The following is a 26,781-nucleotide window of genomic DNA, read 5'->3' as shown; positions in this document are numbered from 1 at the left end:
GGATGTCGCGGATGCGCCCCGGGACCGCCCCGGCGCGCCGCACGTGGAGCCTTTTCGCTTCTTTGGCAAAAGAAATACGCCTTGACCGTAAAGGCCGTAACAGCCGTAACGCCCGTAAAAACGGGAGCAGATCCTTCCCTGGGGGAAATGGGCTGTGCCCCATTCATGCCGCCCGGTGACGGCTGACGGAGGCCCGCTCCCCAACTCCCGTGCTTCCGTGCGCCGTCCGCCGGTCATCCGGGAGCCTCCCGCAAGTCTTGGCATGGACACTCCAGGCTGCTACCACCAGAGCAGGCAGAAACACTGCTCAAGGGAGGTTCCATGAAACTGTCCCGAGCCGCGGCATTCTCGTCCTCACTCCTCCTGAGCGCCGTCCTCGCCCTGACCGGAGCGGGGGCCGCACAGGCCGCCTCGTCATCGGCCGTCGACTACGTGGCGCTCGGCGACTCGTACTCCTCCGGAGTCGGCGCCGGCAACTACGACAGCGCCAGCGGCGACTGCAAGCGCACCCCCCGCGCCTACCCCGCGCTGTGGGCCGCCGCCAACTCCCCCTCGTCGTTCGCGTTCACCGCCTGCTCCGGCGCCCGCACGACCGACGTGACCGCCAACCAGCTCGGCCCGCTCTCCGCCGCCACCGACCTGGTCTCCGTCACCGCCGGCGGCAACGACGCCGGCTTCGCCGACGTCATGACCACCTGCGTCCTCCAGTCCGAAGCCACCTGCATCGCCCGCGTCAACGAAGCCAAGAGATACGTCGACACCACCCTCCCGGGCCGCCTCGACACCATGTACCGGGCGATCCGCGCCAAAGCCCCCTCGGCGCGCGTCGTCGTCCTCGGCTACCCCCGCTTCTACAAACTGGACGGCAGCTGCATCGCCGGCCTCACCGAGAACGAGCGCCGCGCCATCAACGGCGGCTCCGACCACCTCAACGCGGCCACCGCCAAGCGCGCCGCCGACCACGGCTACACCTTCGCCGGCGTCGCCGGGGCCTTCACCGGCCACGAGATCTGCTCGGGCGCGTCCTGGCTGCGCAGCGTCAACTGGCTCAACATCGGCGAGTCGTACCACCCCACCGCCACCGGCCAGTCCAGTGGCTACCTGCCCGTCTTCAGGGCGACGGCGTGACGCTCTGACCCGACGAGGGGGAACCGCTCGCGGAACCCCCGGGCGACCCGCCGTCCGTGGGGCTCGGGTCGTGGCACGTGACCGAGAACCCCACCCAGTTCGACCGCGCCGCGACCGGGCTCCGGACCTCCATCCGGACCCGGTCGCGGTACGTCTCGCCGTCCCGGTACGCCTCCACCGTGTGGCGCACCTGCTGCTCCTCGCGGCCGCCCGCGGGGAACTCCAGTGACGTCCACCCGGAGCCCCCGCCGCTTTCTCCGGCCTCGGTGACCCAGCGGTACTCGACCGTCGCGGGCGTACGCCCCACCGTGACCGTCCCCGAGAAGGCCGGCGCCTCGGCGGCCGGGGGCGGACAGGCCCCGCTGTAACTCCCGCGCACGGCGCGCGCGTACACCAGCACCGACTGCTGCGGCGTCGCCGTCGGCGTCGGCGTGGGGGTCGGCGACGGCTTATGCGCGGACGGCGTCGGGCTCGGCGTCGTCCGCGTGGGCACGGGCGACGGCGAGGCGGTGGTGCCGTTGGCGGCGGCCGGGTCCTTGCCGCCGTCGCGCAGCAGCGCGTACGTGAGCCCCGCCACCGCCAGCAGCAGTACGGCGACGCCCACCGCGAGGACGCCGACCGCGGGCCGCGAGTGCCGCTCCTCCCGCGCCTCCCGGCTCTCCGGCTCCTCCGCCGGGACCGGCCGCCCCGCCGGCCCCTCGCCCGTGCCGACGACGGCCGTCGGCGCGTACGGCTCCGACGACGCGAGCGGAACCGTGCGCGCGGTGCCGCCCGCGGCCACGACCCGCAACAGGTGCTCGGCCTCCTCGGCCGCGAGCCGCTCGGCGGGGTCCTTGCGCAGCAGCCCCTCGATCACCGGCTCCAGCGCCCCGGCCCGGCGCGGCGGCGGCAGCTCCTCGTCGACCACCGCGCGCAGCGTGCCGAGCGGCGTGTGCTGCCGGAACGGCGAATGGCCCTCGACCGCCGCGTACAGCAGCACACCCAGCGACCACAGGTCCGACGCCGGCCCCGGCGTCTGCCCCAGGGCACGCTCCGGGGCGAGGAACTCCGGCGAGCCGATCAGCTCACCCGTCATGGTGAGGTTCGACGCACCCTCCACCACCGCGATGCCGAAGTCCGTCAGCACCACGCGGCCGTCGTTGGAGAGCAGCACGTTGGCCGGCTTGACGTCCCGGTGCAGCACCCCCGCCCCGTGCGCGGCGCGCAGGGCCGCCAGCACCTCCGCCCCGACACGCGCGGCCCGCCGGGGCGGCATCGGGCCCTCGGCGTCGAGGACCTCGGCGAGCGTCACCCCGCGGACCAGCTCCATCACGATCCAGGGCCGGTCGTCCTCGGTGGCCACGTCGTACACCGTGACCACGTTGCGGTGCGCCACCCGGGCCGCCGCCCACGCCTCCCGCTCCAGGCGCGCGTACAGCCGCCGCACGTCCGCCGCGCCGAGCCCGGCGGGCGCGCGCACCTCCTTGACGGCGACCTCGCGCCCCAGCACCTCGTCACGGGCCCGCCACACGACGCCCATGCCGCCTTCGCCGAGCGGCCCCCGCAGTCGGTAACGGCCCGCCACCAGCCGTTCTCCGCCCGTCCCTTCGGTCACCGGGGCCCCCTTCAGACGATGCGGCGGAAACCACTCCAAGTTAGCCGAAGTCGGCCCGACTGGGAATGTGTCCAACTCGCCCTGGAATCAGATGTATTCGGAGAGTAATCGTCAACACCCGTACGTGGGTGGTGAATCACGCCACCGGGATACACGCGTGAGTTGCGGGAACGATAGGGTTAACCTGCCCGGGCCGGGTGCCTTCGTACGGGTGGGGAGTGTCATGGAACGGATAACAGTGCGCAGCAGGCCGCGTGTGCCTGCCATCACCTGCGGGAGCAGCGCGACGAGTTCGCGCCTCGACCGCCATCTCTCGGTGCTCGGCGGCCCGGCGGTGCCGCAGCGGGAGACGGCCGAGGCGACGTTGCTCATGCGGGAGCTGACGACGCGTGACATCGTGCACACCCGCGCGAGCAAGAGCGCGCGCGTTCGCCTCTTCGCGCCGCTGCGCCGCCTGCGCCGCTCGCTCTTCGGCAACCACGGCTGAGCCCCGGCCTCCGAGCGCCCAGGCCCCGCCCCGCTTCCCACCCGTTCCGCCGCGCGGAACGACGGCCCACGACCAGGTGCGGCCTCCGGCCCGAGGTCGCCCACCGGCCGGGGTGGGGCCGGAGGGGTCCCGCACCGCACCCCACCGGCAGGTGCAGGGCCCACCGACGCGCAGCCGCCCGCCTCAGGCCACCACGCCCTCCCGTCGCAGCCGGGCGCGGGTCTCCTCCGCGATGCCCAGCTCCTCCAGAACCGCGTCCGTGTGTTCGCCCAGTGCCGGGACCGCGCCCATGCGGGGCTCCGGGCCGCCCGGGAGGGTGATCGGCGGCAGCATGGCCCGCAGGGGGCCCGCCGGGGTGGGGGCCTCGCGCCAGCGGTCGCGGGCCGCGAGCTGGGGGTGGGCCGCCACGTCGGCGACCGTGTTCAGACGGGCGCAGGCGATGCCCGCCGTCTCCAGCCGGGCGACCGCCTCCGCCGTCGCCAGCCGGGCCAGCGCCTCCGCGACCACCGCGTCCGTCTTCTCGCGGTGCGCGACCCGCGCCGTGTTCGTCGCGAACGCCGGGTCGTCGCCCAGCTCCGGCCGCTCCAGCACCTGCTCGGCCAGCCGCCGCCACTCGCGGTCGTTCTGCACCGACAGCAGCACCTGGCCCCCGTCGGCCGTCGCGTACGCGTCGTACGGCGCGATGACGGCGTGCGCGACCCCCGTGCGCGCCGGCGCCTCGCCCCCGTGCATCCCGTGGTGCAGCGGATGCCCCATCCACTCGGCGAGTGACTCCAGCATGGAGATCTCCAGCGGCCCGCCGCGCCCCGTCGCCGCCCGCCGCAGCAGCGCCGCCAGCACCCCGGAGAAGGCGTACATCGCCGCCGCGATGTCGGCCGCCGGGATGCCCGCCTTGACCGGCTGCTCCGGCGTGCCGGTGACCGACACCAGGCCCGCCTCGCACTGCACGAGCATGTCGTACGCCCGCTTGTGCGCGTACGGCCCGCCCGCCCCGTACCCGGAGATGTCCACCGCGATCAGCCGGGGATCCGCCGCGCAGAGCGTCGCCGCGTCGAGGCCCAGCCGCGCCGCCGCGCCGTGCGCCAGGTTCTGGACGAACACATCGGCACCGGCCACCAGCCGCCGCGCCACCTCCAGACCGCGCGGGTCCTTCAGGTCGAGGGCCACCGACTCCTTGCCCCGGTTGCACCAGACGAAGTGCGAGGCGAGGCCGGCCGCCGCCGTGTCGTAGCCGCGCGCGAAGTCACCGCCGTCGGGGCGCTCGATCTTGATGACGCGGGCGCCGAGGTCGGCGAGCTGGCGGGTGGCGAAGGGCGCGGAGACGGCCTGCTCGACGGCGACGACGGTGACGCCTTCGAGGGGCAGGGGCAGCGGCTGAGTGCTCATGACAGCCGTACCTATCGTGTACGTACCACCTTTGTCACCCCCCGCGGCCTCACCGTTCCGGCGCCGCGTACCTCCGCACGGCCAGCGGTGCGCACACCGCCACCAGCAGCAGAGACCAGCACATCGCGCCCGCGACCGGGTGCGCCACCGGCCAGGCGGCGCCCTCCGGCACGGGGGCGTTGCCGAACAGGACCCGTACCGCCGTCGTCACCGCCGAGATGGGGTTCCACTCCGCGACCGTCCGCAGCCAGCCGGGCATGTCGTCGGTGGGGATGTACGCGTTCGACAGCAGCGGCAGCATGAACGTGGCGCTGCCCAGCTGGCCCGCCGCCTCCTCGCTGCGCGAGGCGAGCCCCAGCAGGATCCCGAGCCAGGTCGTCGCGAACCGGAACAGCAGCAACAGCCCGAAGGCGCCCGCTGCTTCGAGGGTGCTTCCCTCGACGCGCCAGCCCATCGCGAGACCCACCAGCAGCAGCGGCACGAGCCCGGTGGCCGTCGTCAGCAGGTCGGCCGCCGCCTGGCCCAGCGGTACGGCCGCCCGGCTCATCGGCAGCGTACGGAACCGCTCCATCACGCCCCGGTGCGCGTCCTGGGCGGCGGTGAACATCCCGGTCATGACGCCGTTCGCGGCCGTGGCGACCAGCAGCCCCGGCACCAGGTAGGCCCGGTACTCGGTGCCCGGCATGGCGAGCGCGCTGCCGAAGACATACCCGAAGAAGAGCAGGAAGACGATCGGCATCGTCTGTGTCATCACCAGCATTGCGGGCGCGTGCCTGACGCGCTGGAGGTGACGGCCGAGTACGGCGACCCCGTCGTGGAGGACGGCGCTCATATCGCGAGCTCCTTACGGGTGGTGAGGCGGAGGAACACCTCGTCGAGAGTGGGCGGGCGCAGAGCCGCGTCGACGATCAGGACGCCCGCCGCGTCGAGCTCGCGGACGATCCGGGGGAGCGTCAGGGTGGGGTCGGTCGTGACCGCCCCGGCGGTGCGTGCTTCGGCGTCCAGGTCCGGCTCTGAGCCGGTGAGCTGGTCGAGGACTGCCGCGGCGGTGGGCAGGCCGGACGGATCGGCGACGACGACGTGGGCGTAACTGCCGATCATCGCCTTGAGCTGGGCGGGCGTGCCGCTGTGCGCGGCCCGGCCCTCGTCGATGAGCACGATGTCGTCGGCGAGCCGGTCGGCCTCCTCCAGGTACTGGGTGGTGAGCAGCACGGTCGTGCCCTGGGACGCCAACCCCCGTACGGCGTCCCAGATGGCATTGCGGCTGTGCGGGTCGAGGCCGGTGGTCGGCTCGTCGAGGAAGAGCACCCTGGGCCGGACGAGCAGGCTCGCGGCGAGGTCGAGGCGGCGGCGCATGCCGCCGGAGTAGGTGCGCGCCGGCCGCCCGGCCGCCTCCGACAGCCCGAACCGCTCCAGCAGCTCGTCGGCGCGGGCACGCGGCGCGCGCAGCAGCCGGGCGAACAGGCGCAGGTTCTCGGCGCCGGTCAGGTCCCCGTCTACGGAGGCGTACTGGCCGGTGACACCGATGTGGCGGCGTACGGCGGCGGGATCGCGCACCACGTCGTGGCCGGCGACCCGGGCGCTGCCGGAGTCCGGTGTGGTGAGCGTGGTGAGCACCCGGACGGCGGTGGTCTTGCCGGCGCCGTTGGGGCCCAGGACGCCGCAGACCGTGCCCTCCCGGACCGCCAGGTCGAGCCCGCGGAGCGCGCGCACCTCGCCGTAACGCTTGCACAGACCCTCACTAAGTACAGCGTACGTAGTAGTCATGGCGTGACCATAGCGCACTACGTACGCTGTACGTAACTAGGATGGGGGGCGAGGTGATGATCCATGGCGGGCCGAGCGGCCGAACCGGAAGTGATCTGGGCGCGCCCCGAGCGCGCGGGCCGCGGCCCCAAACCGGCCTACAGCCGCGCGGACATCGCGGCGGCGGCGGTCGGGATCGCGGACGCCGACGGCATCGACGGGGTGTCCATGCGGCGCGTGGCTGCCGAGCTGGGCTGCGGCACGATGTCGCTGTACAACTACGTGCCGCGCAAGGAGGACCTGTACGAGCTGATGGTCGACGCGGTCAGCGGCGAGTACGAGCTGTCCGACACTCCCAGCGGTGACTGGAAGGCCGACATGCTGACGCTGGGCCGGCAGACCCGGGCCATCATGTACCGGCACCCGTGGCTCACCCGGGTGATGTCGACCGTGTACGGCTTCAGCCCCCACGCCCTGCGCTACCTGGAGCACTGCCTGGAGGTCCTGGCGCCGCTCGACGCGCCCGGCGGAGCCAAGATGGAGCTGATCGCGATGGTCAACGGCACTGCCATGGTCACCGTCGCGAACGAGCTCGCCATGGCGGAGCGCAGCCGCGGGCTGCCGTGGTCGGAGGAGCAGGAGCAGGCCGTGCGCGCCGCCTACCTCGGGCGGGAGGTGGCGGGCGGGGCGTACCCGCGGCTCGCCGCGCTGCTCGCGGAGGGGCCCGTGCCGGATGATCCGGACGAGGTCTTCGACCGGGCACTCCGGCGGTTGCTGGACTCCTTCGGCTAGCCACCGGCCGGCCTCGGGCCGACTACAGCAGGGCCAGCTGGCCCTCGGGGCCCTCTTCCTCCCGGTCCAGCACGGACGCGGGCCGGCGGGTCGGGGCAGGGGCGGGGAGGACCCCGGCCGTGCGGAGCTCGGCGCGGGTGATGAGGTCCGTGGCGGACAGGTCCGGCCGCTGTGACTCCAGTGCGGCCTGGAGCGCCAGCACCGTGATCAGCTCCAGCAGCTCGGAGGTCCACTCCTGCGGCCACGCGGCGGGGCGGATCGCCTCCAGGGAGCCCGGCTCGGCGGCCGGGGCGGTGCGCTGCTCGAACCAGAGCTCCAGCATCCGGACCCCGCCCACCCGGTACTCCCACGCCTCGGCCGGTACGGGCGCGATGCGGCCGCCGTCGCCGACCAGCAGCGCCTCGCCCTCGGCGTCGTACGCCAGGGAGGCCGGGTGCGGCGGCAGCGCGGCGCGGACGTAGGGCCGGCGGCCGCCGGGCAGGCGGGGGCGTTCGCCGCCCCGGGCGCCGCGCAGCTGGACCTCCGCCATGCGGCGGCCCAGCGCCACGCCGGACGCCCAGACGGCCGGGTCGGTGGGGAGCGGGACGACGCACCCGGCGGGGGAGGGGCGGGCGGCGGCCAGCGCCCACGCCGGCAGGTCCTCGGGCCCGACCTCGCAGCCGTACCGCGTGCTCAGCACCGCGAGAAGCCCCGGCGTGACGTTCGGCTCCCGGCCGCCGGGCCGCCGGTACAGCGGCCTGATGCGGCCCGGGCGGCCCGCCGGGGAGCGGCCGTCCGGCAGCACGGCCGTCACCAGCAGCGCCGGGCCGGGCGCCGGGGTGCCGGGGCCCTGCGGCACGTACCCCTGCTCGACGGCGAAGAGCTGCCGGTCGTCCGCCACCCGCCACAGCTCCGGGCGGGCCACGTCCAGCAGCCGGTGGTCCGGGAGCAGCCACTGCTCGTCGAAGGGCCCGTGCGCCAGCCGCACCGGCTCCGGGCACGGCCCCGCCTCCCGCGCGAACCGGGCCGTCCCGGTCCGCTGCCCCGGCAGCGCGGCGACCGCCGACGTGAGCGTCCGCGCCCGGGTGGGCCGGAAGAGGGCCTCCCGCTCGCCGCCCCCGGCCCGTACCAACGCGTCCCAGCGGGCCCGCAGCGTCCGCACGTCCGGGGCGACGACCCAGGAACGCCCGAGCCGCAGGGGCGCCACGGACCACGGCATGAGGTCGTCGAGCAGCGGGACATCCTCGTTCACGCGCTGCATGCTAGTGACCGCGCTCAGTCCGCCTCCACCGTGACCGTGAAGGAGAACCGGTCGCCCCGGTAGCGGATCCGCGCCACGTCCACCACCCGGCCGCCCTCGTCGTACGTCACGCCCGTGTAGTGCAGGATCGGCGACAGCAGCGGCACTTGGAGGAGCTCGGCCGTCTCCGGGTCGGCGAGCCGGGCCTCGACCGTGTCGGTGATCCGGCTGATCCGCACGCCGACCGCGTCCCGCAGCACCTTCGTCATCGGCCAGCGCTCCAGGTCGGCGAGGTCGATCCCGGCCGCCACCTCGGGGCGGACGGCGTTCTCCGCCCAGTTCGTCGGCTCGCCGCTCTCGCCGTCGCGGCGCAGCCGCTTGTACGTGACCACCTCCGCCAGGTCCGGGAAGTACTCGGCGAGTTCGCCGGGGACCTTGGCCTCGCCGTGGTCGAGGATCGTGGTCAGTTCGCCCGACTGCTGCGCCACGATGGCGTCGATCGAACCGAGCAGCCGGCGCGGTGTGCTGCGCCGGGCGCCCGGTTCGATGAAGGTGCCGCGCCGCCGGTGCCGGCTGATCAGGCCCTCCGCCTCCAGCTCCTTGAGCGCCTGCCGCATGGTCAGCACGCTCACGCCGTAGTGCGCGGCGAGCTGCTCCTCCGTGGGCAGGCGCAGCGAGGCGTCCGGCGCGCGGCCGAGTATGGAGGCGCGCAGGGACTGCGAGACCTGGTACCAGAGCGGCAGCTTCCGGTTCAGGACGAGCGAGTCGGGGGCGAAGGCGGTCACGTGTACTCCGTACTACGGCCGAAAGTGGCGCTCAAGACCCTGCCACACGTCGTCGTACCCCCGCTGAAGGTGGTCGGCGTTCGCCGCCTGGGCGGTGGCCGTGACCGGCCAGCGCGTCTCGAACATGAAGGCCAGACCGTCGTCGATCTTCTGCGGCCGCAGCTCGGCGGCGCTCGCCTTGTCGAAGGTCTCCCGGTCCGGGCCGTGCGCGGACATCATGTTGTGCAGCGAGCCGCCGCCGGGCACGAAGCCCTCGGCCTTGGCGTCGTACGCGCCCTCGATCAGGCCCATGTACTCGCTCATCACGTTCCGGTGGAAGTACGGCGGGCGGAAGGTGTCCTCGCCGACCAGCCAGCGCGGCGCGAAGACGACGAAGTCGACGCCCGCGAGGCCGGGGGTGTCGGACGGCGAGGTGAGCACCGTGAAGATCGACGGGTCGGGGTGGTCGTAGGAGATCGTCCCGATGACATTGAAGGTGCGCAGGTCGTAGACGTACGGCACGTGGTTGCCGTGCCAGGCGACGACGTCGAGCGGGGAGTGGCCGTACGTCGCGGTCCAGAGGTTGCCGCAGTACTTGTTCACCACCTCGACCTCGCCCTCGACGTCCTCGTACGCGGCGACCGGCGCCCGGAAGTCGCGGGGGTTGGCGAGGCCGTTGGCACCGATCGGGCCGAGGTCGGGGAGCTGGAAGGGCTGGCCGTAGTTCTCGCACACGTACCCGCGCGCCGTCGCGTCGAGCAGCTCGACGCGGAAGCGCACGCCGCGCGGGATCAGGGCCACGTCGCCGGGGCGGGCGGCGAGCACGCCGAACTCCGTGCGCAGCAGCAGGCCGCCGCGCTCGGGGACGATCAGCAGCTCGCCGTCGGCGTCGCTGAAGACGCGGTCCATGGGCGCGTTCGCGTGGTAGAGGTGCACGGCCATGCCGGTGCGCTGCGTGGCGTCGCCGTTGCCGCCGAGGGTCCACAGGCCGGCCAGCCAGTCGGTGCCGGGCGCCGGGTCCGGGAGCGGGTTCCAGCGCAGCCGGTTGGGGTCGGGGACGGTCTCGGTGAAGGGGGCCGTGCGCAGGGCGCCGTTGTCGGTGCGGACGAACGGCGGGTGCGCGGCCGAGGGGCGGATGCGGTAGAGCCACGAGCGGCGGTTGTGGGCGCGCGGCTCGGTGAACGCGCTGCCGCTCAGCTGCTCGGCGTACAGGCCGAGGGGCGCGCGCTGGGGCGAGTTCCGGCCGAGCGGCAGCGCGCCGGGCAGGGCCTCGGAGCTGTGCTCGTTGCCGAAGCCGGGGGAGTACTCCAGGGCGTCGGCGAGCTTTCGCGCCTGGGCTGCCCGTTCGGTGTCGTTGATCGTCATCGCCCGCTCCTGCTCAGAAGGAATCCTATGTAAGACCGTAGGATTCCGTGGCGCCGCCGTCAACGGGGCAAGACACCCACCCCCTAGGCGGGAGGCGTGCGGCTTGGACGGTGCCCGCGCGAGGGTGGTTCCCGGCCCGGCCCGGGTTCCGGTGCGGGGGTGGCCCCGGGCCCGGGCAGCCCGGCTGCGGGTCCCGCGCCCGCGCGGTTCCGGCCCGCAAGGCCATCGCCACCGTGCCTACCGGTCGGTATGCTCGCCGCACCCGCGCGTCACCGCCGCTGTCCCGGAGGCCTCCATGCCCACCGCCCTGCGCATATGCCCGCTCTGCGAAGCCACCTGCGGGCTCACCCTCACCCTCGACGGCCCTCGCGTCACCGGCGCCCGCGGCGACCGGGACGACGTCTTCAGCCAGGGCTTCATCTGCCCCAAGGGCGCGTCCTTCGCCGAGATCGACGCCGACCCCGACCGGCTTCGCACGCCGCTCCTCCGCGAGGGCGGCGCCCTGCGGGAAGCGACCTGGGAGGAGGCGTTCGACGCCATCGCACGCCGCCTGCCGCCGCTCGTCGAGCGGTACGGCGCCGACGCCCTCGGTGTCGTCCTCGGCAACCCCAACGTCCACACCATGGCCGGCGCCCTCTACCCGCCCGTGCTGCTCGGGGCGATGCGCACCCGCAACGTCTTCACCGCCTCCACGGTCGACCAGATGCCCAAGCACGTCTCCAGCGGGCTGCTCTTCGGTGACGCGTTCGCCATCCCGGTCCCCGACCTGGACCGCACCGCGCACCTGCTGGTGATCGGCGCCAACCCCGTGGAGTCCAACGGCAGCCTCTGCACCGCCCCCGACTTCCCGGGCAGGCTGAAGGCCCTGCGCAAGCGCGGCGGCACCCTCACGGTCGTCGACCCGCGCCGCACCCGCACCGCGCGCCTCGCCGACCGGCACGTCGCCATCCGCCCCGGCACCGACGCGCTGTTGCTCGCCGCCCTCGCCCAGGTGCTCTTCGCCGAGGGCCTCACCGACCTCGGCGGCCTCGCGGACCACGTCCAGGGTGTCGCGGAAGTCGAGGCGGCCCTACGGGACTTCACGCCCGAGGCCGTCGCCGGCGCGTGCGACGTGGACGCCGCCACCATCCGCGCGCTCGCCCGCGAGCTGGCGACGGCCCCCTCGGCCGCCGTCTACGGGCGCGTCGGCGGCAGCACCGTCGCGTACGGCACCCTCACCAACTGGCTCGTCGACGTCCTCAACATCCTCACCGGCAACCTCGACCGGCCCGGCGGCGCCCTGTTCCCGCTCTCCGCCACCGCCCCCGCGCCCCGCCCCGCCGGGCCCGGCCGGGGCTTCGCCCTGGGCCGCTGGAAGAGCCGGGTCTCCGGCCATCCCGAGGCCAAGGGCGAACTGCCGCTCGCCGCCCTCGCGGAGGAGATCGAGACCCCCGGCGACGGCCGCGTCCGCGCCCTGATCTCCATCGCCGCCAACCCGGTCCTCTCCGCGCCCGACGGCGACCGGCTCGACCGGGCGCTCGCCGGGCTGGACTTCATGGTGAGCGTGGACCCGTACCTCAACGAGACCTCCCGCCACGCCGATGTGGTCCTGCCCCCGCCGCCGCCCTCCCAGAGCGCCCACTTCGACTTCGCGTTCAACGCCTTCGCCGTCCGCGACCAGGTCCGCTACACCCCGGCGGCCGTCCCCCTGGAGCCCGGGCGGATGGACGAGTGCGAGATCCACGCCCGCCTCATCCTCGCCATGACCGGTGGGCACGGCGCCGAGCCCGACACCGTCGACGCCCTGGTCGTCGAGCGCACCCTCGCCAAGGCCGTGACCGAGCCGCACTCACCCGCGTACGGCCGGGATCCGAAGGAGTACGCGGCCGGGCTCGTCGGACGCACGGGCCCGGAGCGGCGCCTGGACCTGATGCTGCGCCTCGGCCCGTACGACGGCCTCACCCTCGACCGGCTCCGCGAGCACCCGCACGGCATCGACCTGGGCGCGCTGAAGCCGCGCCTCGCGCAGGTCCTCAAGACCCGCAGCGGGCGCGTCGAGCTCCTGCCCGAACCCATCGCCGCCGACCTGCCCCGGCTGCGCGCCGCCCTGGAGCCGCGCGGCGACTCCCTCGTCCTGGTCGGGCGCCGCCACCTGCGCTCCAACAACAGCTGGCTGCACAACATCCCCGCCCTCAACAGCGGCACCAACACCTGCACCCTCCAGGTCCACCCCGACGACGCCGCCCGCCTCGGCCTCACCGACGGCGCCCCGGCCCGGATCAAGGGGGACGGCGGGGAGCTGGAGGCCCCGGTCGAGGTCACCGACGTGGTGCGCCGGGGAGTGGTGAGCCTGCCGCACGGCTGGGGTCACGACCGGCCCGGCACGCGCATGGCGGTCGCCGGGGCGCGCCCGGGCGTCAACGTCAACCAGCTCCTCGACGGGAGCCTGCTCGACCCGCTGTCGGGCACCGCCGTGCTGAACGGCTTCCCCGTCGAGGTCACACCCACGCGATGACCTGGGGTTTTGCTCGTATTGCTCACGCGTCAACACCTTGTTAACGGCTGAACGAGGCACCTAACGTCATCCGGACCGCCGCTCCCCCCGGTGGAGTTCAAGGGTGAACGTTAGGTGTCCTCCATGCTGACAATCCTCGGCTTCGCCATGATCGCGACCTTCCTGGTCCTGATCATGATGAAGAAGATGTCGCCGATCGCGGCGCTCGTCCTGATCCCCGCACTCTTCTGCGTCCTCGTCGGACAAGGCGCGCAGCTGGGCGACTACGTCATCGAAGGGGTCGGCAACCTCGCGCCCACCGCCGCGATGCTGATGTTCGCCATCGTCTACTTCGGCGTGATGATCGACGTCGGCCTCTTCGACCCGATCGTCCGGGGCATCCTGCGCTTCTGCAAGGCCGACCCGATGCGCGTCGTGGTCGGTACGGCGGTGCTCGCCGCGATCGTCTCGCTCGACGGCGACGGCTCCACCACCTTCATGATCACGGTCTCGGCGATGTACCCGCTCTACAAGCGCCTGAAGATGAGCCTGGTCGTGATGACGGGCATCGCCGCCACCGCCAACGGCGTCATGAACACCCTCCCCTGGGGCGGCCCCACGGCCCGCGCCGCCACCGCCCTCAAGCTGGACGCCGGCGACATCTTCGTCCCGATGATCCCGGCCCTCGGCGTCGGCCTGCTCTTCGTCTTCGCCCTGGCGTACGTGCTCGGGCGGCGCGAGCGCAAGCGGCTCGGCCACCTGACGCTGGACGAGGTCCTGGAGCCGCAGACCGACACCGTGCTGGTCAAGGCCGGCGGCGGAGAGGACCGGCCCACGGCGGCGACCGGCGGTGGCACCGCGGACGGACCGGAGGCGGACGTGCCGGAGGCCGCAGACGGCTTCCAGGGCCTCGACCCGAACCGGCCCACCCTCCGCCCCAAGCTGTACTGGTTCAACGCGGCGCTCACCGTGGCCCTCCTCGCCGCCATGATCATGGAACTGCTGCCGATCCCGGTGCTCTTCCTGATCGGCGCGGCCCTCGCCCTCACGGTCAACTTCCCCCACATGCCCGACCAGAAGGCCCGTATCGCCGCCCACGCCGACAACGTCCTCAACGTCTCCGGCATGGTCTTCGCCGCGGCCGTCTTCACCGGCGTCCTCACCGGCACCGGCATGGTCAAGCACATGGCCGACTGGCTCGTCGGCGCCATCCCCGAGGGCATGGGCCCGCACATGGCCCTCGTCACCGGTCTGCTCAGCCTCCCGCTCACGTACTTCATGTCGAACGACGGCTTCTACTTCGGCGTCCTGCCGGTCCTCGCCGAGGCCGGTGCCGCGCACGGGGTGTCGCCGCTGGAGATCGCCCGCGCCTCGCTCGTCGGCCAGGCCCTCCACATGTCGAGCCCGCTGGTGCCGGCGGTGTACGTCCTGGTCGGCATGGCGAAGGTCGAGTTCGGCGACCACACCCGCTTCACCGTGAAGTGGGCGGCGCTCACCTCGCTCGTGGTGCTCGGCGCGGGAATCCTCTTCGGCATCATCTGATGCGGCCGAACCGGTACTGGCTGCTGCGCCTCGTCCTCGCCTTCGGCTTCGCGCAGGCGGCGGTGTCGATGGCGCGGCCCGCCGTCTCGTACCGCGCCCTCTCCCTGGGCGCGGACGAGCGCGCGGTCGGCGTCATCGCGGGCGTGTACGCGCTGCTGCCGCTGTTCGCGGCCGTGCCGCTCGGGCGCAGGACCGACCGGGGGCGGTGCGCGCCCCTGCTGCCCGCCGGGGTGGTGCTGATAGCGGGCGGCTGCGCGCTCAGCGGGACGGCGGGGTCCCTGCCCGCGATGGCGGCGTGGAGCGGCGTCATGGGGCTCGGGCACCTGTGCTTCGTGATCGGCGCCCAGTCGATCGTCGCCCGCCAGTCCCCGCCCGCCGCGGCCGAACAGGACCGCAACTTCGGACACTTCACCATCGGCGCCTCGCTGGGCCAGCTCGTCGGACCGGTCGCGGCCGGCCTGCTGATCTCCGGCGAGGACGGCGCCCTGGGCCGTACGAGCGCCCTCGCGCTCGTCGTGTCGGCGGCCGTCGGCGCCGTGTCGCTGGCGTCGCTCTGGCGCATCGAGCACCGTACGGAACGGCCGCACGCGCGCGCGGCGGCGGACAAGGTCCCCGTCCGCCGCATCCTGCGGGCGCGCGGTGTGCCGGCCGGGATCTTCATCAGCCTCGCCGTGCTGTCGGCGACGGACATCCTCACCGCCTACCTGCCGGTCATCGGCGAGCACCGCTCCATCGCCCCCGCCACCGTCGGACTGCTGCTGAGCCTGCGCGCCGCCGCCACGATCGCCTGCCGCCTGGTCATGCCCCCGATGATCCGGCTGCTGGGCCGCACGGTGCTGCTGACCGGCACCTGTCTGCTCGCCGGGCTGCTGTGCGCGGCCATCGCGCTGCCCGTCCCGGTGTCCGTGCTCGCGCCGATGCTGCTGGTGCTGGGCTTCTGCCTCGGTGTCGGCCAGCCGCTGTCGATGACGACCGTGGTGCGGGCCGCCCCCGACCGCGCCCGGTCCACCGCGCTGGCCCTGCGCCTGACCGGCAACCGCCTCGGCCAGGTCGCGGCGCCCGCCTCGGCGGGGCTGGTGGCGGGCGCCGCGGGCCCGGCCGCACCGTTCGTGGTGCTCGGCGGGCTGCTGCTGGTGGCAGCAGGACTCGGGGTACGGGTGGGGCGGCAGCCCGGCGCGGCGCAGGGCGAGGAGCCCGGCGCCGTGGACGGCGGGCCCGAGCCGGTCGCCCGGCGCCGTCGGGCACGTCAGCCGTCCCGCTGAGGCCCGTGCGGCTCCGGGCGCGCCGCCTTCGTCGCCGCCAGCACCGCCCGGCAGTGCGCCACCAGCCCCTCCAGCGCCGCCTCGAAGGCCGCCTCGGCGCGCCCCGCGCCCACCGCCGCCAGGGCGTGCGCCAGCCGGGGCGTGCTCGTCTCGTCGGGCAGCTCCCACATCGCCTCGGGCGCCGACAGGTCGAGCGCCGAGCCGAGGACCAGGTTCTCCAGGCCGGTGAGCAGCGGCATGACGTCCTGTGCCGCGAACCCCGCGCCCAGCAGCAGGCCGACGGCCTTCTCGTACTGCTCCAGCACCTTCGGCGCGCGCACCGGTGACGTCATGAGCAGCGGGATGACGCGCGGATGCGCGGCGAAGGCGGCGCGGTAGGAGCGGGCCCAGGCGGTCAGGGCCTCGTCCCACGGGGCCGCCTCGAGGGTGGCGGTGTCGACGGCCGCGCACACCCGTTCGCGCATCAGCTCGACGATGCCGTCCCGCCCGTCCACATGGTGGTACACCGAGGCCGTCTGCACCCCGAGCCGCCGGGCGATCTGCGGAACGCTGAACTCCCCATGTTCCGCGACGAGTTCGAGCGCCGTCGTGGTGATGCGTGCCCGGTCGAGCAGTGGCGTGCGCGGCCGTCCCATCGTCGCGTCCCCTTCGTGAGGTCTTCCCGGATGCCCTCACGGAGGCTACATTGCCGCAACCGAAAGCCTTTAGGTTTTCGTTTCCCCCAGGCCGTAGCCCCGCTTTTCGTACGCAGAAGGGCTCACCCACACCCATGTCCGTGACCTCCGACCAGGCCTCCCCGGAGAGAGCCGACGGTCCCGCGTCGCCCGCCGTCCGGCTCCGTACCGGCACGCTCGGAACCTCCGACATCGCCTTCTTCGTCGTCTCCGCCGCCGCCCCGCTCACCGTCATGGCGGGCGTCGCACCCATCGCCCTCGTGCTCGGCGGGATCGGCGCGCCCGTCGGCTACCTCATCGCCGGCGTCACCCTCGCGATCTTCGCCGTCGGCTTCACCGCCATGAGCCGCCACGTCCGCAGCGGCGGCGCCTTCTACGCGTACATCACCCGGGGCCTCGGCAAACCCGTCGGCGTCGGCGCCGCCCTCCTCGCCCTGATCGGCTACAACGGCATGGAGATCGGGGTGTACGGGCTCCTCGGCACCGCCACCGCCGACACCGCCCACGCCCTGTGGGACGTCGACGTCCCGTGGCTGCCGGTCTCCCTCGCCGGGCTGCTGCTCATCTGGTACGGCGGCTACCGCTCCATCGACTTCGGCGCCAAGGTCCTCGGCGTCCTGCTCGTCGCCGAGACCGGCATACTCGTCCTCCTCGCGGGCGGCGTCCTCCTCAAGGGCGGCGCGGACGGGCTCTCGCTCGCGTCCTTCGCGCCCGACAGCTTCCTGGTGCCCGGCACGGCCGCCGTCCTCGCCTTCGCGTTCACCGCCTTCACCGGCTTCGAGTCCACGGTGATCTACCGCCGCGAGGCCCGCGAGCCCGGCCGCACCATCCCCCGGGCGACGTACATCGCCGTGTGCTTCCTGGGGCTGTTCTACGCCTTCATCGTCTGGACCGTGATCCAGGCCTTCGGTGACGCGCAGGTCGTCAGGGCGGCGGGCGACGACCCCGGCGGGCTGTTCTTCGCCGCCATCACCACCTTCGTGGGCGGCTGGGCCGCGGACCTGATGCACGTCTTCATCGTGACCAGCATCCTCGCCTCGCTGCTCGCCTTCCACAACGCCATCAACCGCTACGGCCTCGCCCTCGCCGAGGAGGGCGTCCTGCCCAGGGCCCTCGCCAAGGTGCAGCCGCGCCACCGCTCGCCGTACGTCGTCGGCGCCGTCCAGACCGCCCTGGGCCTGGCCCTGGTCCTCGCCTTCGCGCTCGCCGGCGCCGACCCGTACACCCAGCTCCTGCTGTGGCTCAACACCCCCGGCGGCATCGGCCTGATGGCGCTCCAGCTGCTCGCCGCCCTCGCCATCCCGTTCTACTTCCGCCGCGTCCGCCACAGCGAGGGCGTGGTGCGGACGGTGGTCGCGCCCGTCGCCGCCGCCGTCCTGCTCACCGCCGCGATCGCGTTGGTCGTCTCGAAGATCGACGTCTTCACCGGGGCCTCCACCACCGTCAATACCATCCTGGTCGCGCTCGTACCGGCCGTCTTCGTCCTCGGCGTGCTGCTCGCCTTCCGGCTGCGGCGCACCCGCCCGGAGGTGTACGCGCGCTTCGCCGAGGAGCCGGCGGACACCACGACCAGCAGCACCGAATAGGGGAGTGACGCACGTGACCGCAGCCGACCTCGTCCTCACCGGCGCCCGGGTCCGCACCCTCGACCCCGCCCGGCCGCACGCCACCGCCGTGGCCGTACGGGACGGCCTCATCGCCGCCGTCGGCGACGCCGCCGACGCACGCGCGTGGACCGGCCCCGGCACCGAGACGCTCGACCTCGCCGGAGCCACCCTCACCCCCGGCCTCACCGACTCCCACAGCCACCCCGTCTGGGGCCTGGAGATGGCCACCGGGCTCGACCTCTCCGCCGTCACCGACCTCGACGGCCTGCGGGCGGCGCTGCGCGGCGCCGAGCGCACCGGAGGCTGGGTCGTCGCGTACGGCCTCGACCACAACACCTTCGGCGGCCGCCCCGTCGACCGGGCGCTGATCGAGGAGGCGCTGCCCGGCGTCCCCGCCTTCATCCGCCTGTACGACGGCCACTCCGCCCTCGCCAACGCGGCCGCGCTGCGGGCCGCGGGCATCGACGGGCCCCGCTCCTTCGACCAGCGCTCCGAGATCGTGTGCGACGCGGAGGGCCGGCCCACCGGCCATCTGATCGAGCACGCCGCCATGGCCCTGGTCACCGCGGTGATGCCGAAGCCGTCGCACGCGCAGCGGCGCGCCCGGCTCGTCGAGCTGCTGTCCGCCATGGCCGCCACCGGCCTGACCGGCGCCCATGCCATGGACCTCGGCGACGGCGACGTACCGGAGCTGCTGACGGCCGTCGAGGAGGCGGCCGACCTGCCGCTGCGGCTGCGCCTGGCCCCCTGGTGCATGCCCGGCGCCGACGAGGAGGCGCTGGACGAACTGGTCGCCCTGCAGCGGCTGCGCGGACGGGACTGGCTCGTCGGCGGCGTCAAGTTCTTCATGGACGGCACCGTCGAGGGCGGCACCGCCTGGCTGGAGCACGCCGACTGCCACGGCCAGGGCACGGACGCCTTCTGGCCCGACCCGGCCGCGTACAGCGCCGCCGTACGCCGGCTCCACGCGGCGGGCGTACGGACCGCCACCCACGCCATCGGCGACGCCGCCGTACGGCACGTCCTCGACACCGTCGCGTCACTGGGGGAGGGCGGGTGGCTCAGGCACCGGATCGAGCACATCGAGACGCTTCCCGCCGACCAGCTCGCCCGCTTCGCCGAGTTGGGCGTCATCGCCTCCATGCAGCCGCCGCACACCGCGTACACGCGCGCCGACCACACCGACGAGTGGTCCAGGCGGCTCGGCGACGAGCGTGCCGCGCGCGCGTGGCGCTGCCGCGACCTGCGGGACGCGGGGGCGTACCTCGCGCTCGGCTCCGACTGGCCGATCGCCCACTACGACGCCCGGCAGGTGCTTGCCACCGGCCGAGCGCCGCGCGGGGCCGCGTCGGCGGGCCGGGGGCTGACGGGGCTGATGGCCCTGGAGGGGTGCACCACGCACGCGGCGGTCGCGGCGGGCGAGCAGTCCGTGGCGGGCCGCGTCGCGCCGGGCCTGCGCGCCGACCTGACGGCGTTCGCGGTGGACCCGGTGGAGGCGCCGGCCGACGAGGTCGCCGAGGCGCCGATCCGGCTCACGGTCGCGGCGGGGCGGGTGACGCACCGGGCGGCGTGAACGGCGCGCCGCCGCGGTGGGATCCGGCCGAACCCGCGGTTCGGGCCGGACCGCGCGGCGTCGGACTGCCAGAGTGATCGGCGCCCGCGCTCTTCGCGCACGCCCGCGTACCCCCGCACGGAAAGGGCCCGCCATGCCGATCCTCACCACCACCCGCGCCCGCACCCGCGCCCGCCTGGCCGTCACCACGGCGACCGTCCTGCTCGCCGCCGGCGCCCCCGCCGCGTACGCGACCCTCGGCGACGAGCCGGCCCCGGCCGCCAGGGTGACGACCGTCCGCGGCCAGGCCTATCTGGAGACGCGGCTCCTCTTCGGTACCGAACGGTCCGACGGCGGCCCGGACGTCACGGACGCGCAGTTCACGGCGTTCGTCGACCGGGAGGTCACGCCCTCCTTCCCGGAGGGGCTGACCGTGCAGGTCGGGCGCGGGCAGTGGCGGGACGCGAGCGGCCGGATCCAGCGGGAGCGGTCGTACGAACTGGTCCTGCTGTACCCGGCGGCACAGGCCGAGGCCCGCCATCCGAGGATCGAGCGCATCCGCGACGCCTACCGGGCCGCCTTCGGCCAGGAGTCGGTGGCCCGCCTCGACGAACGCACCTCCGTGGACTTCTGATGTGATGTGGTCGGTCCCGCACCCCCTGGCGCCAGAAAACTACCACCGCTAGTTTGGGTGGGGACGACCCAGTGGCACAGCTCCGAAGGCCCATGAAGGAGAAGCGGATGAAGGCCCACGACGGCTTGTACATCGGCGGGGCGTGGCGGCCCGCCGCCGGCACCGACACCATCGCCGTGGTGAACCCGGCGGACGAGCAGGTCATCGCCCACGTCCCGGCCGGCACGGCCGAGGACGTCGACGCCGCGGTACGGGCCGCCCGCGCGGCCTTCCCGGCGTGGGCCGCCACCGCGCCCGCCGAGCGGGCCGCCCTGCTCGCCGCCCTGCGCGACATACTCACCGCGCGCCAGGAGGAGATCGCCGAGACCGTGACGGCGGAACTCGGCGCGCCCCGGCAGCTCGCCCAGCAGGTGCACGTCGGCCTGCCGGTCATGGTCACCGGCACATACGCCGAGATGGCGGCCTCGTACCCGTTCGAGGAGAAGGTGGGCAACTCCACCGTGCTGCTCGAACCGGTCGGCGTGGTGGGCGCGATCACGCCCTGGAACTACCCGCTGCACCAGGTCGTCGCCAAGGTGGCGCCCGCCTTGGCCGCCGGGTGCACCGTCGTCCTCAAACCCGCCGAGGACACCCCCCTGACGGCGCAGCTCTTCGCCCAGGCCGTCCACGACGCCGGGTTCCCCGCCGGGGTGTTCAACCTGGTGACGGGTCTCGGCCCGGTCGCCGGCCAGGCCCTGGCCGAGCACGACGGCGTGGACCTGATCTCCTTCACCGGCTCGACCGCCGTCGGCAGGAAGATCGGCGCGATCGCGGGCGCCGCCGTCAAGAAGGTCGCGCTGGAGCTCGGCGGCAAGTCCGCCAACGTCATCCTGCCCTCCGCCGACCTGGCCAAGGCGGTCCACACCGGCCTCGCCAACGCCCTGTCCAACTCCGGCCAGCGGTGCAGCGCCCTCACCCGCGTCCTGGTGCACAAGGACCAGTACGACGAGGCCGTCGCCCTCGCCGCGGAGGCGGTCGCCAAGTACACCCCGGGCGACCGGCTCGGGCCGATGGTCAACGCCAAGCAGCTGCAGCGCGTGCGCGGTTACATCGAGAAGGGCGTCGAGGAGGGCGCGCGGCTCGTCGTGGGCGGCGCCGAGGCGCCCCTCGACCGGGGCTACTACGTCAGCCCGACGATCTTCGCGGACGTCACGCCCGAGATGACGATCGCCCAGGAGGAGATCTTCGGGCCCGTCGTCTCCTTCCTCCGGTACGAGGACGAGGACGACGCCCTGCGCATCGCCAACGGCACGGTGTACGGCCTCGCGGGCGCGGTGTGGGCCGGCGAGGAGGCGGAGGCGGCCGCCTTCGCGCGCCGCATGGAGGCGGGCCAGGTCGACATCAACGGCGGACGGTTCAACCCGCTGGCCCCCTTCGGCGGTTACAAGCAGTCGGGCGTCGGGCGCGAGCTCGGGACCCACGGCCTCGCCGAGTACCTCCAGACCAAGTCCCTCCAGTTCTGACCGCCCGGGAGAAGAAGATCGTGGTCCGCGCCGCCGTCCTGCCCGCCATAGGTGCTCCGCTGGAGATCACCGGCATCGAGCTCCCGGAGCCCGGACCCGGCCAGGTGAGGGTCCGCCTCGCCGCCGCCGGTGTCTGCCACTCCGACCTGTCCCTGTCCAACGGCACCATGCGCGTGCCCGTCCCCGCCGTCCTCGGCCACGAGGGCGCCGGCACCGTCCTCGCCGTCGGCGAGGGCGTCACGCACGTCGCCCCCGGCGACGGCGTCGTCCTCAACTGGGCGCCGTCCTGCGGCTCCTGCCACCCCTGCTCGCTCGGCGAGGTGTGGCTGTGCGCCGACGCCCTCACCGGCGCGGGCAGCGTCTACGCCGTCACCGAGGACGGCACGGAGCTCCACCCGGGTCTGAACGTCGCCGCGTTCGCCGAGGAGACCGTCGTCGCCGCCAACTGCGTCCTGCCCGTCCCGGACGGTGTCCCGCTCGTCGACGCCGCCCTGCTCGGCTGCGCCGTCCTCACCGGCTGGGGCGCGGTCCACCACTCCGCCCGCGTCCGCGCGGGCGAGTCGGTCGTCGTGTTCGGCGTCGGCGGGGTGGGCCTCGCCACCCTCCAGGCGGCGCGGATCGCGGGAGCGGGCCCCCTCATCGCCGTCGACGTGTCGCCGGAGAAGGAGGAGCTGGCCCGCCGGGCCGGTGCCACCGAGTACGTGGTCGCCTCCGAGACCACCGCCAGGGAGATCCGCAAGCTCACCGGCGGCCACGGCGCCGACGTGGCCATCGAGTGCGTCGGCCGCGCCGCCACCATCCGCACCGCCTGGGACTCCACCCGGCGCGGCGGCCGCACCACGGTCGTCGGCATCGGCGGCAAGGACCAGCAGGTCACCTTCAACGCCCTGGAGATCTTCCACTGGGGGCGCACCCTGTCCGGCTGCGTGTTCGGCAACTCCAACCCGGCCGAGGACCTGCCGCTCCTCGCCGGGCACATCCGGGCCGGCCGCCTCGACCTGGGCGCCCTGGTGACCGAGCGGATCGCGCTGGACGGCATCCCCGCCGCCTTCGAGAACATGATCGCGGGCAAGGGCGGCCGGGCGCTGGTCGTCTTCTAGCCCGGCTCCTGCCCCTGTTGCGGAGCTCCCGGCCGCGCCGCGCGCCGCGGCCGGGAGCGCGACACCGCCACGCCCGCGAGGCACAGGGCGCCACCGGCCAGCGTCAGGGCCCCCGGCAGCTCGTCGAGGAACAGCCACGACATGGCCACCACCAGCGCGGGCACGGCGTACGTCGTGGCGCCCAGCCGCCCCGCCGTCGTACGGGCCAGCGCGTACGCCCACGTCGTGAACGCCAGCGCGGTCGGGAAGACGCCCAGGTAGACCATGTTGAGCGTGGCGGCCAGCGGCGCGCGGCCCGCCTCGTCGACGAGCTGCCCGGCGAACGGCAGGCACAGCACCGCGCCGGTCAGACAGCCGTACGCCGTCACCTGCAGTGCGCTCGCGTGCGCCAGCGCCGGCTTCTGCGCCACGACGCCGGCCGCGTACCCGACCGCCGCCAGCAGGCACAGCAGCACCCCCAGGACCGAGGCGTGGCCCTCGCCGTCCCGGCCCGACATGGACAGGCCCACGGCGACCGCGCCCGCGAACGACACCGCCATCCCGGTGAGCAGGCGCGGCGGCAGAGCCTCGCCCAGCAGCCGCGCGCCGAGCAGGACGATCAGGACCGGCCCGATGTTCACGATCATCGCGGCGGTGCCCGCGTCGACCTCCTGCTCACCCCAGTTGAGCACCACCATGTAGACGCCGAACCACAGCAGGCCGGACACCGCGATCCCGCGCCAGGCGGCGCGCGGCGGCAGCCCTTCGCGGCGGATCAGCAGAACGCACCCGAGCGTGAGCGCACCCGCGAGCAGCCGCCCGAGGGCGAGGGCCCCCGGCGAGTACGCGGCGCCGGCGCTGCGGATCGACACGAAGGCCGAGGCCCACAGCACGACGGTGACACCGGCGGCGGCGAGCGGAAGGACCCTTGAGGACGGGGCCGGGGAGTGGGGGTTCGTCATGGGCCGACCGTACGGGCGGAACCGTTCGGCGCTCACCGCAATATCCCGGGCTCGATCCCGAGCAGCGCGTACAGTGCCCGCTCGCCGTCCGCCGTCACCTTCACCGCGCGCTCGGACCCGATCCGTACGCACCAGCCGGCGTCGAGCGCGTGCCGGCACAGTGCCGCGCCCGCCACCCCCGCCAGGTGGGGTTGGCGTTCCGTCCAGTCCAGGCAGCCGCGTGCCAGCGGACGCCGCCCCTTCGGCTCCAGCGGGATCCCTCTCGCTGCGAACCAGCCCACGCCCGCGTCGGTGAGCGCGAACCCGGTGTCCTGCCGCAGCAACCCCCGTACGGTCAGGGCCTGAGTGATCGCGATGCCGAGCCTCCCGGCGAGGTGGTCGTAACAGGTGCGCCCGCGCGCCATGGCGCTGTCCGCGCTCGCCGCCCGCAGCGAGCGCGGCGCCGACGGCCCCCGCCCGCTCCCCGCCTGCGCCGCCAGGTCCTCGACCAGGTGCGCGACGCGCTCCCCGGCCAGCCGCACGTACCGGTGCCGCCCCTGCCGCTCCTCCACGAGCACCCCGCCCGCGACGAGCCGCCCCAGGTGCTCGCTGGCGGTCGACGCCGCCACCCGCGCGTGCCGGGCCAGCTCCCCGGCGGTCCAGGCCCGCCCGTCGAGCAGGGCGAGGCAGAAGGAGGCGCGCGTCTCGTCGGCGAAGAGCGCCGCGAACGCGGCGAGGTCTTTGGGAGCCATGCCCCCAGAATGGAGCACCTACTGTTCGGCGGCGGCCGAAGCGTGCCCGCCGCGTACGGCTCCGTACCGCACCGCCAGCCCGTCCAGCAGCGCCCGCAGGCCCGTCTCGAAGGCGCCCTCGTCGACCTGCTGCTGGTGCTCGGCGAGCAGGTGCGCCTGGCCCAGGTGCGGGTAGTCGGCGGGGTCGTACGCCGTCTCGTCGTCGACGAAGCCGCGCGCGAAGGAGCCGAGCGCCGAGCCGGTGATGAAGTACCGCATCAGCGCGCCGATGTGGGTGGCGTGCGCCGGGGGCCAGCCCGCGCGGACCATCGCGCCGAAGACGGCGTCGGCCACGCGCAGGCCGGCCGGTCGGCGGCCGGGGCCGCGGGCCAGGACGGGGACGATGTGGGGGTGGTCGGCCAGCGCGGCGCGGTAGGAGACCGCCCAGTCGTGCAGCGCCGTACGCCAGTCGCGGCCGTCGGCCTCGTCGAACATCGACAGGTCGACCTGGGCGCTGACGGAGTCGGCGACCGCGTCCAGGATCTCGTCCTTGTTGCGGAAGTGGTTGTAGAGCGAGGGGCCGCTGACGCCCAGCTCGGCGGCGAGGCGGCGGGTCGAGACCGCTTCCAGGCCCTCCGCGTCCACGAGCGCGAGTGCCGTGGTGACGATGCGTTCTCTGCTGAGGAGGGGCTTGCGCGGTCGGGCCATGCGGCACATAGTAGGCCCTGCCGAAAAAGAAACTAGCAGTGGTAGTTAAAGGGAGGGTGTCCGCCGTGGACCTGGAGCTGAGCGAGGAGCAGGCAGCCGTCCGGCAGCTCGCCGAGGAGTTCGTGCGGCGCGAGATCGCCCCGCACGTCGTCGCCTGGGACCGCGCCGAGAGCGTCGACCGGTCGATCGTGAGGAAGCTAGGCGAGGTCGGCTTCCTCGGCCTCACCATCCCCGAGGAGTACGGCGGCAGCGGCGGCGACCACCTCGCGTACTGCCTGGTCACCGAGGAGCTCGGGCGCGGCGACTCGTCCGTGCGCGGCATCGTCTCCGTCTCGCTCGGCCTGGTCACCAAGACCATCGCCGCCTGGGGCAGCGAGGAGCAGAAGCGCCACTGGCTGCCCCGCCTCACCGCCGGGGACGCCCTGGGCTGCTTCGGCCTCACCGAGCCCGGCACCGGCTCCGACGCCGGAAGCCTCACCACGCGCGCGGTGCGCGACGGCGAGGAGTACGTGATCAACGGCAGCAAGATGTTCATCACCAACGGCACCTGGGCCGATGTGGTGCTCCTCTTCGCCCGCACCAACGACACCCCCGGCCACCGGGGCGTCTCCGCCTTCCTCGTGCCGGCCGACACCCCCGGCCTGACCCGCCGCACCGTCCACGGCAAGCTCGGCCTGCGCGGCCAGGCCACCGCCGAGCTGGTCCTCGAGGACGTGCGGGTGCCCGCCGCCGCCCTCCTCGGCCCGGAGGGCAAGGGCTTCTCGATCGCGATGTCCGCGCTCGCCAAGGGACGCATGTCGGTCGCCGCCGGGTGCGTCGGCATCGCACAGGCCGCGCTGGACGCGGCCGTACGGTACGCGGGCGAGCGCGAGCAGTTCGGCAAGCCGATCGCCTCGTACCAGCTCGTGCAGGAGCTGATCAGCGACATCGCCGTGGACGTCGACGCGGCGCGGCTGCTGACCTGGCGGGTCGCCGACCTCGTCGACCGCGGCGAGGAGTTCGCCACCGCCGCCTCCCAGGCGAAGCTGTTCGCCTCCGAGGCCGCCGTGCGCTGCGCGAACAACGCCCTCCAGGTCTTCGGCGGTTACGGCTACATCGACGAGTACCCCGTCGGCAAGCTGCTGCGGGACGCGCGCGTGATGACCCTGTACGAAGGCACCAGCCAGATCCAGAAGCTCATCATCGGGCGGGCGCTGACGGGGGTTTCCGCCTTCTGAGTACGGCTTCTGAGTACGGGAGCGGATGTGGGCGGGTCCGCGGCCGCGCATGCTCGTGGCCATGAGCGACACACCGGTCAAGCAGCAGAACACGGCCGCCTACTACGGCCAGGCCGTGGCCTCCTTCGCGATCGCCCTGGGCGCGGTGGCCATCGGCATCTTCAACCTGGACGCCGACGCCTGGGTGCGGGCCTTCCTGGGCATCGCGGTCCTGTACCTCACCACCTCCGCCTTCACCCTCGCCAAGGTCGTACGCGACCGCCAGGAGGCCGGCCACATCGTCAGCCGGGTCGACCAGGCCCGTCTGGAGAAACTGCTCGCCGAGCACGACCCGTTCCAGAAGCTCTGAGGATGAGTTCGCCGCCCTGCGCTGCTTCG

At 74.0% G+C, this 26,781-nt stretch carries 24 protein-coding genes; 13 read left to right on the top strand and 11 right to left on the bottom strand.

Annotated features, from left to right (window positions below):
- The first annotated feature begins 321 nt into the window (after window positions 1–321).
- Window positions 322–1,128 (top strand): SGNH/GDSL hydrolase family protein, encoded by an 807-nt coding sequence (locus ACIRNI_RS18680; RefSeq protein WP_403552466.1) that lies wholly within the window; start codon window positions 322–324, stop codon window positions 1,126–1,128.
- On the opposite strand, the gene ACIRNI_RS18675 is transcribed toward ACIRNI_RS18680, so the two are convergent.
- Entirely contained in the window at window positions 1,112–2,722 is a 1,611-nt protein-coding gene (locus ACIRNI_RS18675) for a serine/threonine-protein kinase (RefSeq protein ID WP_403552465.1), read from the bottom strand. The two genes, ACIRNI_RS18680 and ACIRNI_RS18675, sit on opposite strands and share 17 nt — an antisense overlap.
- A 223-nt stretch (window positions 2,723–2,945) precedes the next feature.
- Between ACIRNI_RS18675 and ACIRNI_RS18670 the strand changes: the two genes are divergently transcribed.
- Complete coding sequence (locus ACIRNI_RS18670; RefSeq protein ID WP_403552464.1) at window positions 2,946–3,209, top strand: hypothetical protein; 264 nt, start codon at window positions 2,946–2,948, stop codon at window positions 3,207–3,209.
- Window positions 3,210–3,392: 183 nt separating this feature from the next.
- Here the strand turns inward: ACIRNI_RS18670 and ACIRNI_RS18665 are convergent, their stop codons facing one another.
- Genes ACIRNI_RS18665 through ACIRNI_RS18655 form a run of 3 tightly spaced genes read right to left on the bottom strand, consistent with a single transcriptional unit; the run spans window position 3,393 to window position 6,362 of the window.
- Complete coding sequence (locus ACIRNI_RS18665; protein ID WP_403552463.1) at window positions 3,393–4,595, bottom strand: CaiB/BaiF CoA transferase family protein; 1,203 nt, start codon at window positions 4,593–4,595, stop codon at window positions 3,393–3,395.
- A 49-nt stretch (window positions 4,596–4,644) separates the two neighbouring features.
- The gene (locus tag ACIRNI_RS18660; RefSeq protein ID WP_355357128.1) at window positions 4,645–5,427 is read right to left on the bottom strand and encodes an ABC transporter permease; all 783 of its coding nucleotides are present in this window, start codon (window positions 5,425–5,427) and stop codon (window positions 4,645–4,647) included.
- Window positions 5,424–6,362, bottom strand: a complete 939-nt coding sequence (locus ACIRNI_RS18655) for an ATP-binding cassette domain-containing protein (protein WP_355357130.1) — start codon at window positions 6,360–6,362, stop codon at window positions 5,424–5,426. Before ACIRNI_RS18655 ends, ACIRNI_RS18660 begins: the two co-directional genes overlap by 4 nt.
- Window positions 6,363–6,425: 63 nt before the next feature.
- On the opposite strand from ACIRNI_RS18655, the gene ACIRNI_RS18650 reads away from it, so the two are divergent.
- The gene (locus ACIRNI_RS18650; protein ID WP_355357132.1) at window positions 6,426–7,133 is read left to right on the top strand and encodes a TetR/AcrR family transcriptional regulator C-terminal domain-containing protein; all 708 of its coding nucleotides are present in this window, start codon (window positions 6,426–6,428) and stop codon (window positions 7,131–7,133) included.
- Between the two features lie 22 nt (window positions 7,134–7,155).
- On the opposite strand, the gene ACIRNI_RS18645 is transcribed toward ACIRNI_RS18650, so the two are convergent.
- The 3 genes from ACIRNI_RS18645 to hmgA are packed head-to-tail and all read right to left on the bottom strand — an operon-like array spanning window position 7,156 to window position 10,481.
- Window positions 7,156–8,373, bottom strand: coding sequence for a type ISP restriction/modification enzyme (locus tag ACIRNI_RS18645; RefSeq protein WP_403552462.1), 1,218 nt, complete (start codon window positions 8,371–8,373; stop codon window positions 7,156–7,158).
- A gap of 14 nt (window positions 8,374–8,387) precedes the next feature.
- The gene (locus ACIRNI_RS18640) at window positions 8,388–9,137 is read right to left on the bottom strand and encodes a GntR family transcriptional regulator (RefSeq protein WP_403552461.1); all 750 of its coding nucleotides are present in this window, start codon (window positions 9,135–9,137) and stop codon (window positions 8,388–8,390) included.
- A 12-nt stretch (window positions 9,138–9,149) separates the two neighbouring features.
- The gene (hmgA, locus tag ACIRNI_RS18635; RefSeq protein ID WP_403552460.1) at window positions 9,150–10,481 is read right to left on the bottom strand and encodes a homogentisate 1,2-dioxygenase; all 1,332 of its coding nucleotides are present in this window, start codon (window positions 10,479–10,481) and stop codon (window positions 9,150–9,152) included.
- 295 nt (window positions 10,482–10,776) lie between these two features.
- On the opposite strand from hmgA, the gene ACIRNI_RS18630 reads away from it, so the two are divergent.
- The 3 genes from ACIRNI_RS18630 to ACIRNI_RS18620 all read left to right on the top strand — a co-directional run bounded on the left by ACIRNI_RS18630 (window position 10,777) and on the right by ACIRNI_RS18620 (window position 15,758).
- Window positions 10,777–12,975, top strand: a complete 2,199-nt coding sequence (locus ACIRNI_RS18630; protein WP_403552459.1) for a molybdopterin oxidoreductase family protein — start codon at window positions 10,777–10,779, stop codon at window positions 12,973–12,975.
- Between the two features lie 123 nt (window positions 12,976–13,098).
- Complete coding sequence (locus ACIRNI_RS18625; protein ID WP_403552458.1) at window positions 13,099–14,496, top strand: CitMHS family transporter; 1,398 nt, start codon at window positions 13,099–13,101, stop codon at window positions 14,494–14,496.
- Complete coding sequence (locus tag ACIRNI_RS18620; protein ID WP_403552457.1) at window positions 14,496–15,758, top strand: MFS transporter; 1,263 nt, start codon at window positions 14,496–14,498, stop codon at window positions 15,756–15,758. Before ACIRNI_RS18625 ends, ACIRNI_RS18620 begins: the two co-directional genes overlap by 1 nt.
- On the opposite strand, the gene ACIRNI_RS18615 is transcribed toward ACIRNI_RS18620, so the two are convergent.
- Entirely contained in the window at window positions 15,743–16,393 is a 651-nt protein-coding gene (locus tag ACIRNI_RS18615) for a TetR/AcrR family transcriptional regulator (protein WP_403552456.1), read from the bottom strand. The two genes, ACIRNI_RS18620 and ACIRNI_RS18615, sit on opposite strands and share 16 nt — an antisense overlap.
- Before the next feature lie 134 nt (window positions 16,394–16,527).
- On the opposite strand from ACIRNI_RS18615, the gene ACIRNI_RS18610 reads away from it, so the two are divergent.
- The 5 genes from ACIRNI_RS18610 to ACIRNI_RS18590 all read left to right on the top strand — a co-directional run bounded on the left by ACIRNI_RS18610 (window position 16,528) and on the right by ACIRNI_RS18590 (window position 22,827).
- A complete protein-coding gene (locus ACIRNI_RS18610; RefSeq protein WP_403552455.1) occupies window positions 16,528–18,018 on the top strand; it encodes an APC family permease in 1,491 nt (496 codons plus the stop codon).
- A 13-nt stretch (window positions 18,019–18,031) separates the two neighbouring features.
- Window positions 18,032–19,612, top strand: coding sequence for an amidohydrolase (locus tag ACIRNI_RS18605; RefSeq protein ID WP_403552454.1), 1,581 nt, complete (start codon window positions 18,032–18,034; stop codon window positions 19,610–19,612).
- A 133-nt stretch (window positions 19,613–19,745) separates the two neighbouring features.
- Window positions 19,746–20,225, top strand: a complete 480-nt coding sequence (locus ACIRNI_RS18600; RefSeq protein ID WP_403552453.1) for a DUF3574 domain-containing protein — start codon at window positions 19,746–19,748, stop codon at window positions 20,223–20,225.
- Between the two features lie 107 nt (window positions 20,226–20,332).
- Window positions 20,333–21,727, top strand: coding sequence for an aldehyde dehydrogenase family protein (locus ACIRNI_RS18595; protein ID WP_403552452.1), 1,395 nt, complete (start codon window positions 20,333–20,335; stop codon window positions 21,725–21,727).
- Window positions 21,728–21,747: 20 nt separating this feature from the next.
- Window positions 21,748–22,827, top strand: a complete 1,080-nt coding sequence (locus ACIRNI_RS18590) for a Zn-dependent alcohol dehydrogenase (RefSeq protein WP_403552451.1) — start codon at window positions 21,748–21,750, stop codon at window positions 22,825–22,827.
- On the opposite strand, the gene ACIRNI_RS18585 is transcribed toward ACIRNI_RS18590, so the two are convergent.
- The 3 genes from ACIRNI_RS18585 to ACIRNI_RS18575 are packed head-to-tail and all read right to left on the bottom strand — an operon-like array spanning window position 22,824 to window position 25,186.
- Complete coding sequence (locus tag ACIRNI_RS18585; protein ID WP_403552450.1) at window positions 22,824–23,768, bottom strand: DMT family transporter; 945 nt, start codon at window positions 23,766–23,768, stop codon at window positions 22,824–22,826. The genes ACIRNI_RS18590 and ACIRNI_RS18585 overlap by 4 nt on opposite strands.
- 32 nt (window positions 23,769–23,800) lie before the next feature.
- Window positions 23,801–24,499 (bottom strand): ArsR/SmtB family transcription factor, encoded by a 699-nt coding sequence (locus ACIRNI_RS18580; protein WP_403552449.1) that lies wholly within the window; start codon window positions 24,497–24,499, stop codon window positions 23,801–23,803.
- Window positions 24,500–24,517: 18 nt separating this feature from the next.
- Window positions 24,518–25,186 carry a TetR/AcrR family transcriptional regulator gene (locus ACIRNI_RS18575; protein ID WP_403552448.1) on the bottom strand — a complete coding sequence of 223 codons (669 nt, stop codon included), beginning with the start codon at window positions 25,184–25,186 and terminating at the stop codon, window positions 24,518–24,520.
- Window positions 25,187–25,251: 65 nt separating this feature from the next.
- On the opposite strand from ACIRNI_RS18575, the gene ACIRNI_RS18570 reads away from it, so the two are divergent.
- Window positions 25,252–26,403, top strand: a complete 1,152-nt coding sequence (locus tag ACIRNI_RS18570) for an acyl-CoA dehydrogenase family protein (RefSeq protein ID WP_403552447.1) — start codon at window positions 25,252–25,254, stop codon at window positions 26,401–26,403.
- A 61-nt stretch (window positions 26,404–26,464) separates the two neighbouring features.
- Window positions 26,465–26,752: a YiaA/YiaB family inner membrane protein gene (locus tag ACIRNI_RS18565; protein ID WP_403552446.1), complete on the top strand. Its 288-nt coding sequence runs from the start codon at window positions 26,465–26,467 to the stop codon at window positions 26,750–26,752.
- The last annotated feature ends 29 nt before the right edge of the window (window positions 26,753–26,781 follow it).

Source organism: Streptomyces sp. NPDC093546 (assembly GCF_044765045.1).
Lineage (GTDB): Bacteria > Actinomycetota > Actinomycetes > Streptomycetales > Streptomycetaceae > Streptomyces.
This window is presented reverse-complemented; position numbering and strand designations above follow the sequence as displayed.

What these genes read in the sequence shown, in the direction of transcription:
- ACIRNI_RS18680 (WP_403552466.1), top strand. Translation starts at nt 322, where the DNA reads ATGAAACTGTCCCGAGCCGCGGCATTCTCGTCCTCACTCCTCCTGAGC.
- ACIRNI_RS18670 (WP_403552464.1), top strand. Translation starts at nt 2,946, where the DNA reads ATGGAACGGATAACAGTGCGCAGCAGGCCGCGTGTGCCTGCCATCACC.
- ACIRNI_RS18665 (WP_403552463.1), bottom strand. Translation starts at nt 4,595, where the DNA reads ATGAGCACTCAGCCGCTGCCCCTGCCCCTCGAAGGCGTCACCGTCGTC.
- ACIRNI_RS18660 (WP_355357128.1), bottom strand. Translation starts at nt 5,427, where the DNA reads ATGAGCGCCGTCCTCCACGACGGGGTCGCCGTACTCGGCCGTCACCTC.
- ACIRNI_RS18655 (WP_355357130.1), bottom strand. Translation starts at nt 6,362, where the DNA reads ATGACTACTACGTACGCTGTACTTAGTGAGGGTCTGTGCAAGCGTTAC.
- ACIRNI_RS18650 (WP_355357132.1), top strand. Translation starts at nt 6,426, where the DNA reads ATGGCGGGCCGAGCGGCCGAACCGGAAGTGATCTGGGCGCGCCCCGAG.
- ACIRNI_RS18645 (WP_403552462.1), bottom strand. Translation starts at nt 8,373, where the DNA reads ATGCAGCGCGTGAACGAGGATGTCCCGCTGCTCGACGACCTCATGCCG.
- hmgA (WP_403552460.1), bottom strand. Translation starts at nt 10,481, where the DNA reads ATGACGATCAACGACACCGAACGGGCAGCCCAGGCGCGAAAGCTCGCC.
- ACIRNI_RS18630 (WP_403552459.1), top strand. Translation starts at nt 10,777, where the DNA reads ATGCCCACCGCCCTGCGCATATGCCCGCTCTGCGAAGCCACCTGCGGG.
- ACIRNI_RS18625 (WP_403552458.1), top strand. Translation starts at nt 13,099, where the DNA reads ATGCTGACAATCCTCGGCTTCGCCATGATCGCGACCTTCCTGGTCCTG.
- ACIRNI_RS18620 (WP_403552457.1), top strand. Translation starts at nt 14,496, where the DNA reads ATGCGGCCGAACCGGTACTGGCTGCTGCGCCTCGTCCTCGCCTTCGGC.
- ACIRNI_RS18615 (WP_403552456.1), bottom strand. Translation starts at nt 16,393, where the DNA reads ATGGGACGGCCGCGCACGCCACTGCTCGACCGGGCACGCATCACCACG.
- ACIRNI_RS18610 (WP_403552455.1), top strand. Translation starts at nt 16,528, where the DNA reads ATGTCCGTGACCTCCGACCAGGCCTCCCCGGAGAGAGCCGACGGTCCC.
- ACIRNI_RS18600 (WP_403552453.1), top strand. Translation starts at nt 19,746, where the DNA reads ATGCCGATCCTCACCACCACCCGCGCCCGCACCCGCGCCCGCCTGGCC.
- ACIRNI_RS18595 (WP_403552452.1), top strand. Translation starts at nt 20,333, where the DNA reads ATGAAGGCCCACGACGGCTTGTACATCGGCGGGGCGTGGCGGCCCGCC.
- ACIRNI_RS18585 (WP_403552450.1), bottom strand. Translation starts at nt 23,768, where the DNA reads ATGACGAACCCCCACTCCCCGGCCCCGTCCTCAAGGGTCCTTCCGCTC.
- ACIRNI_RS18580 (WP_403552449.1), bottom strand. Translation starts at nt 24,499, where the DNA reads ATGGCTCCCAAAGACCTCGCCGCGTTCGCGGCGCTCTTCGCCGACGAG.
- ACIRNI_RS18575 (WP_403552448.1), bottom strand. Translation starts at nt 25,186, where the DNA reads ATGGCCCGACCGCGCAAGCCCCTCCTCAGCAGAGAACGCATCGTCACC.
- ACIRNI_RS18565 (WP_403552446.1), top strand. Translation starts at nt 26,465, where the DNA reads ATGAGCGACACACCGGTCAAGCAGCAGAACACGGCCGCCTACTACGGC.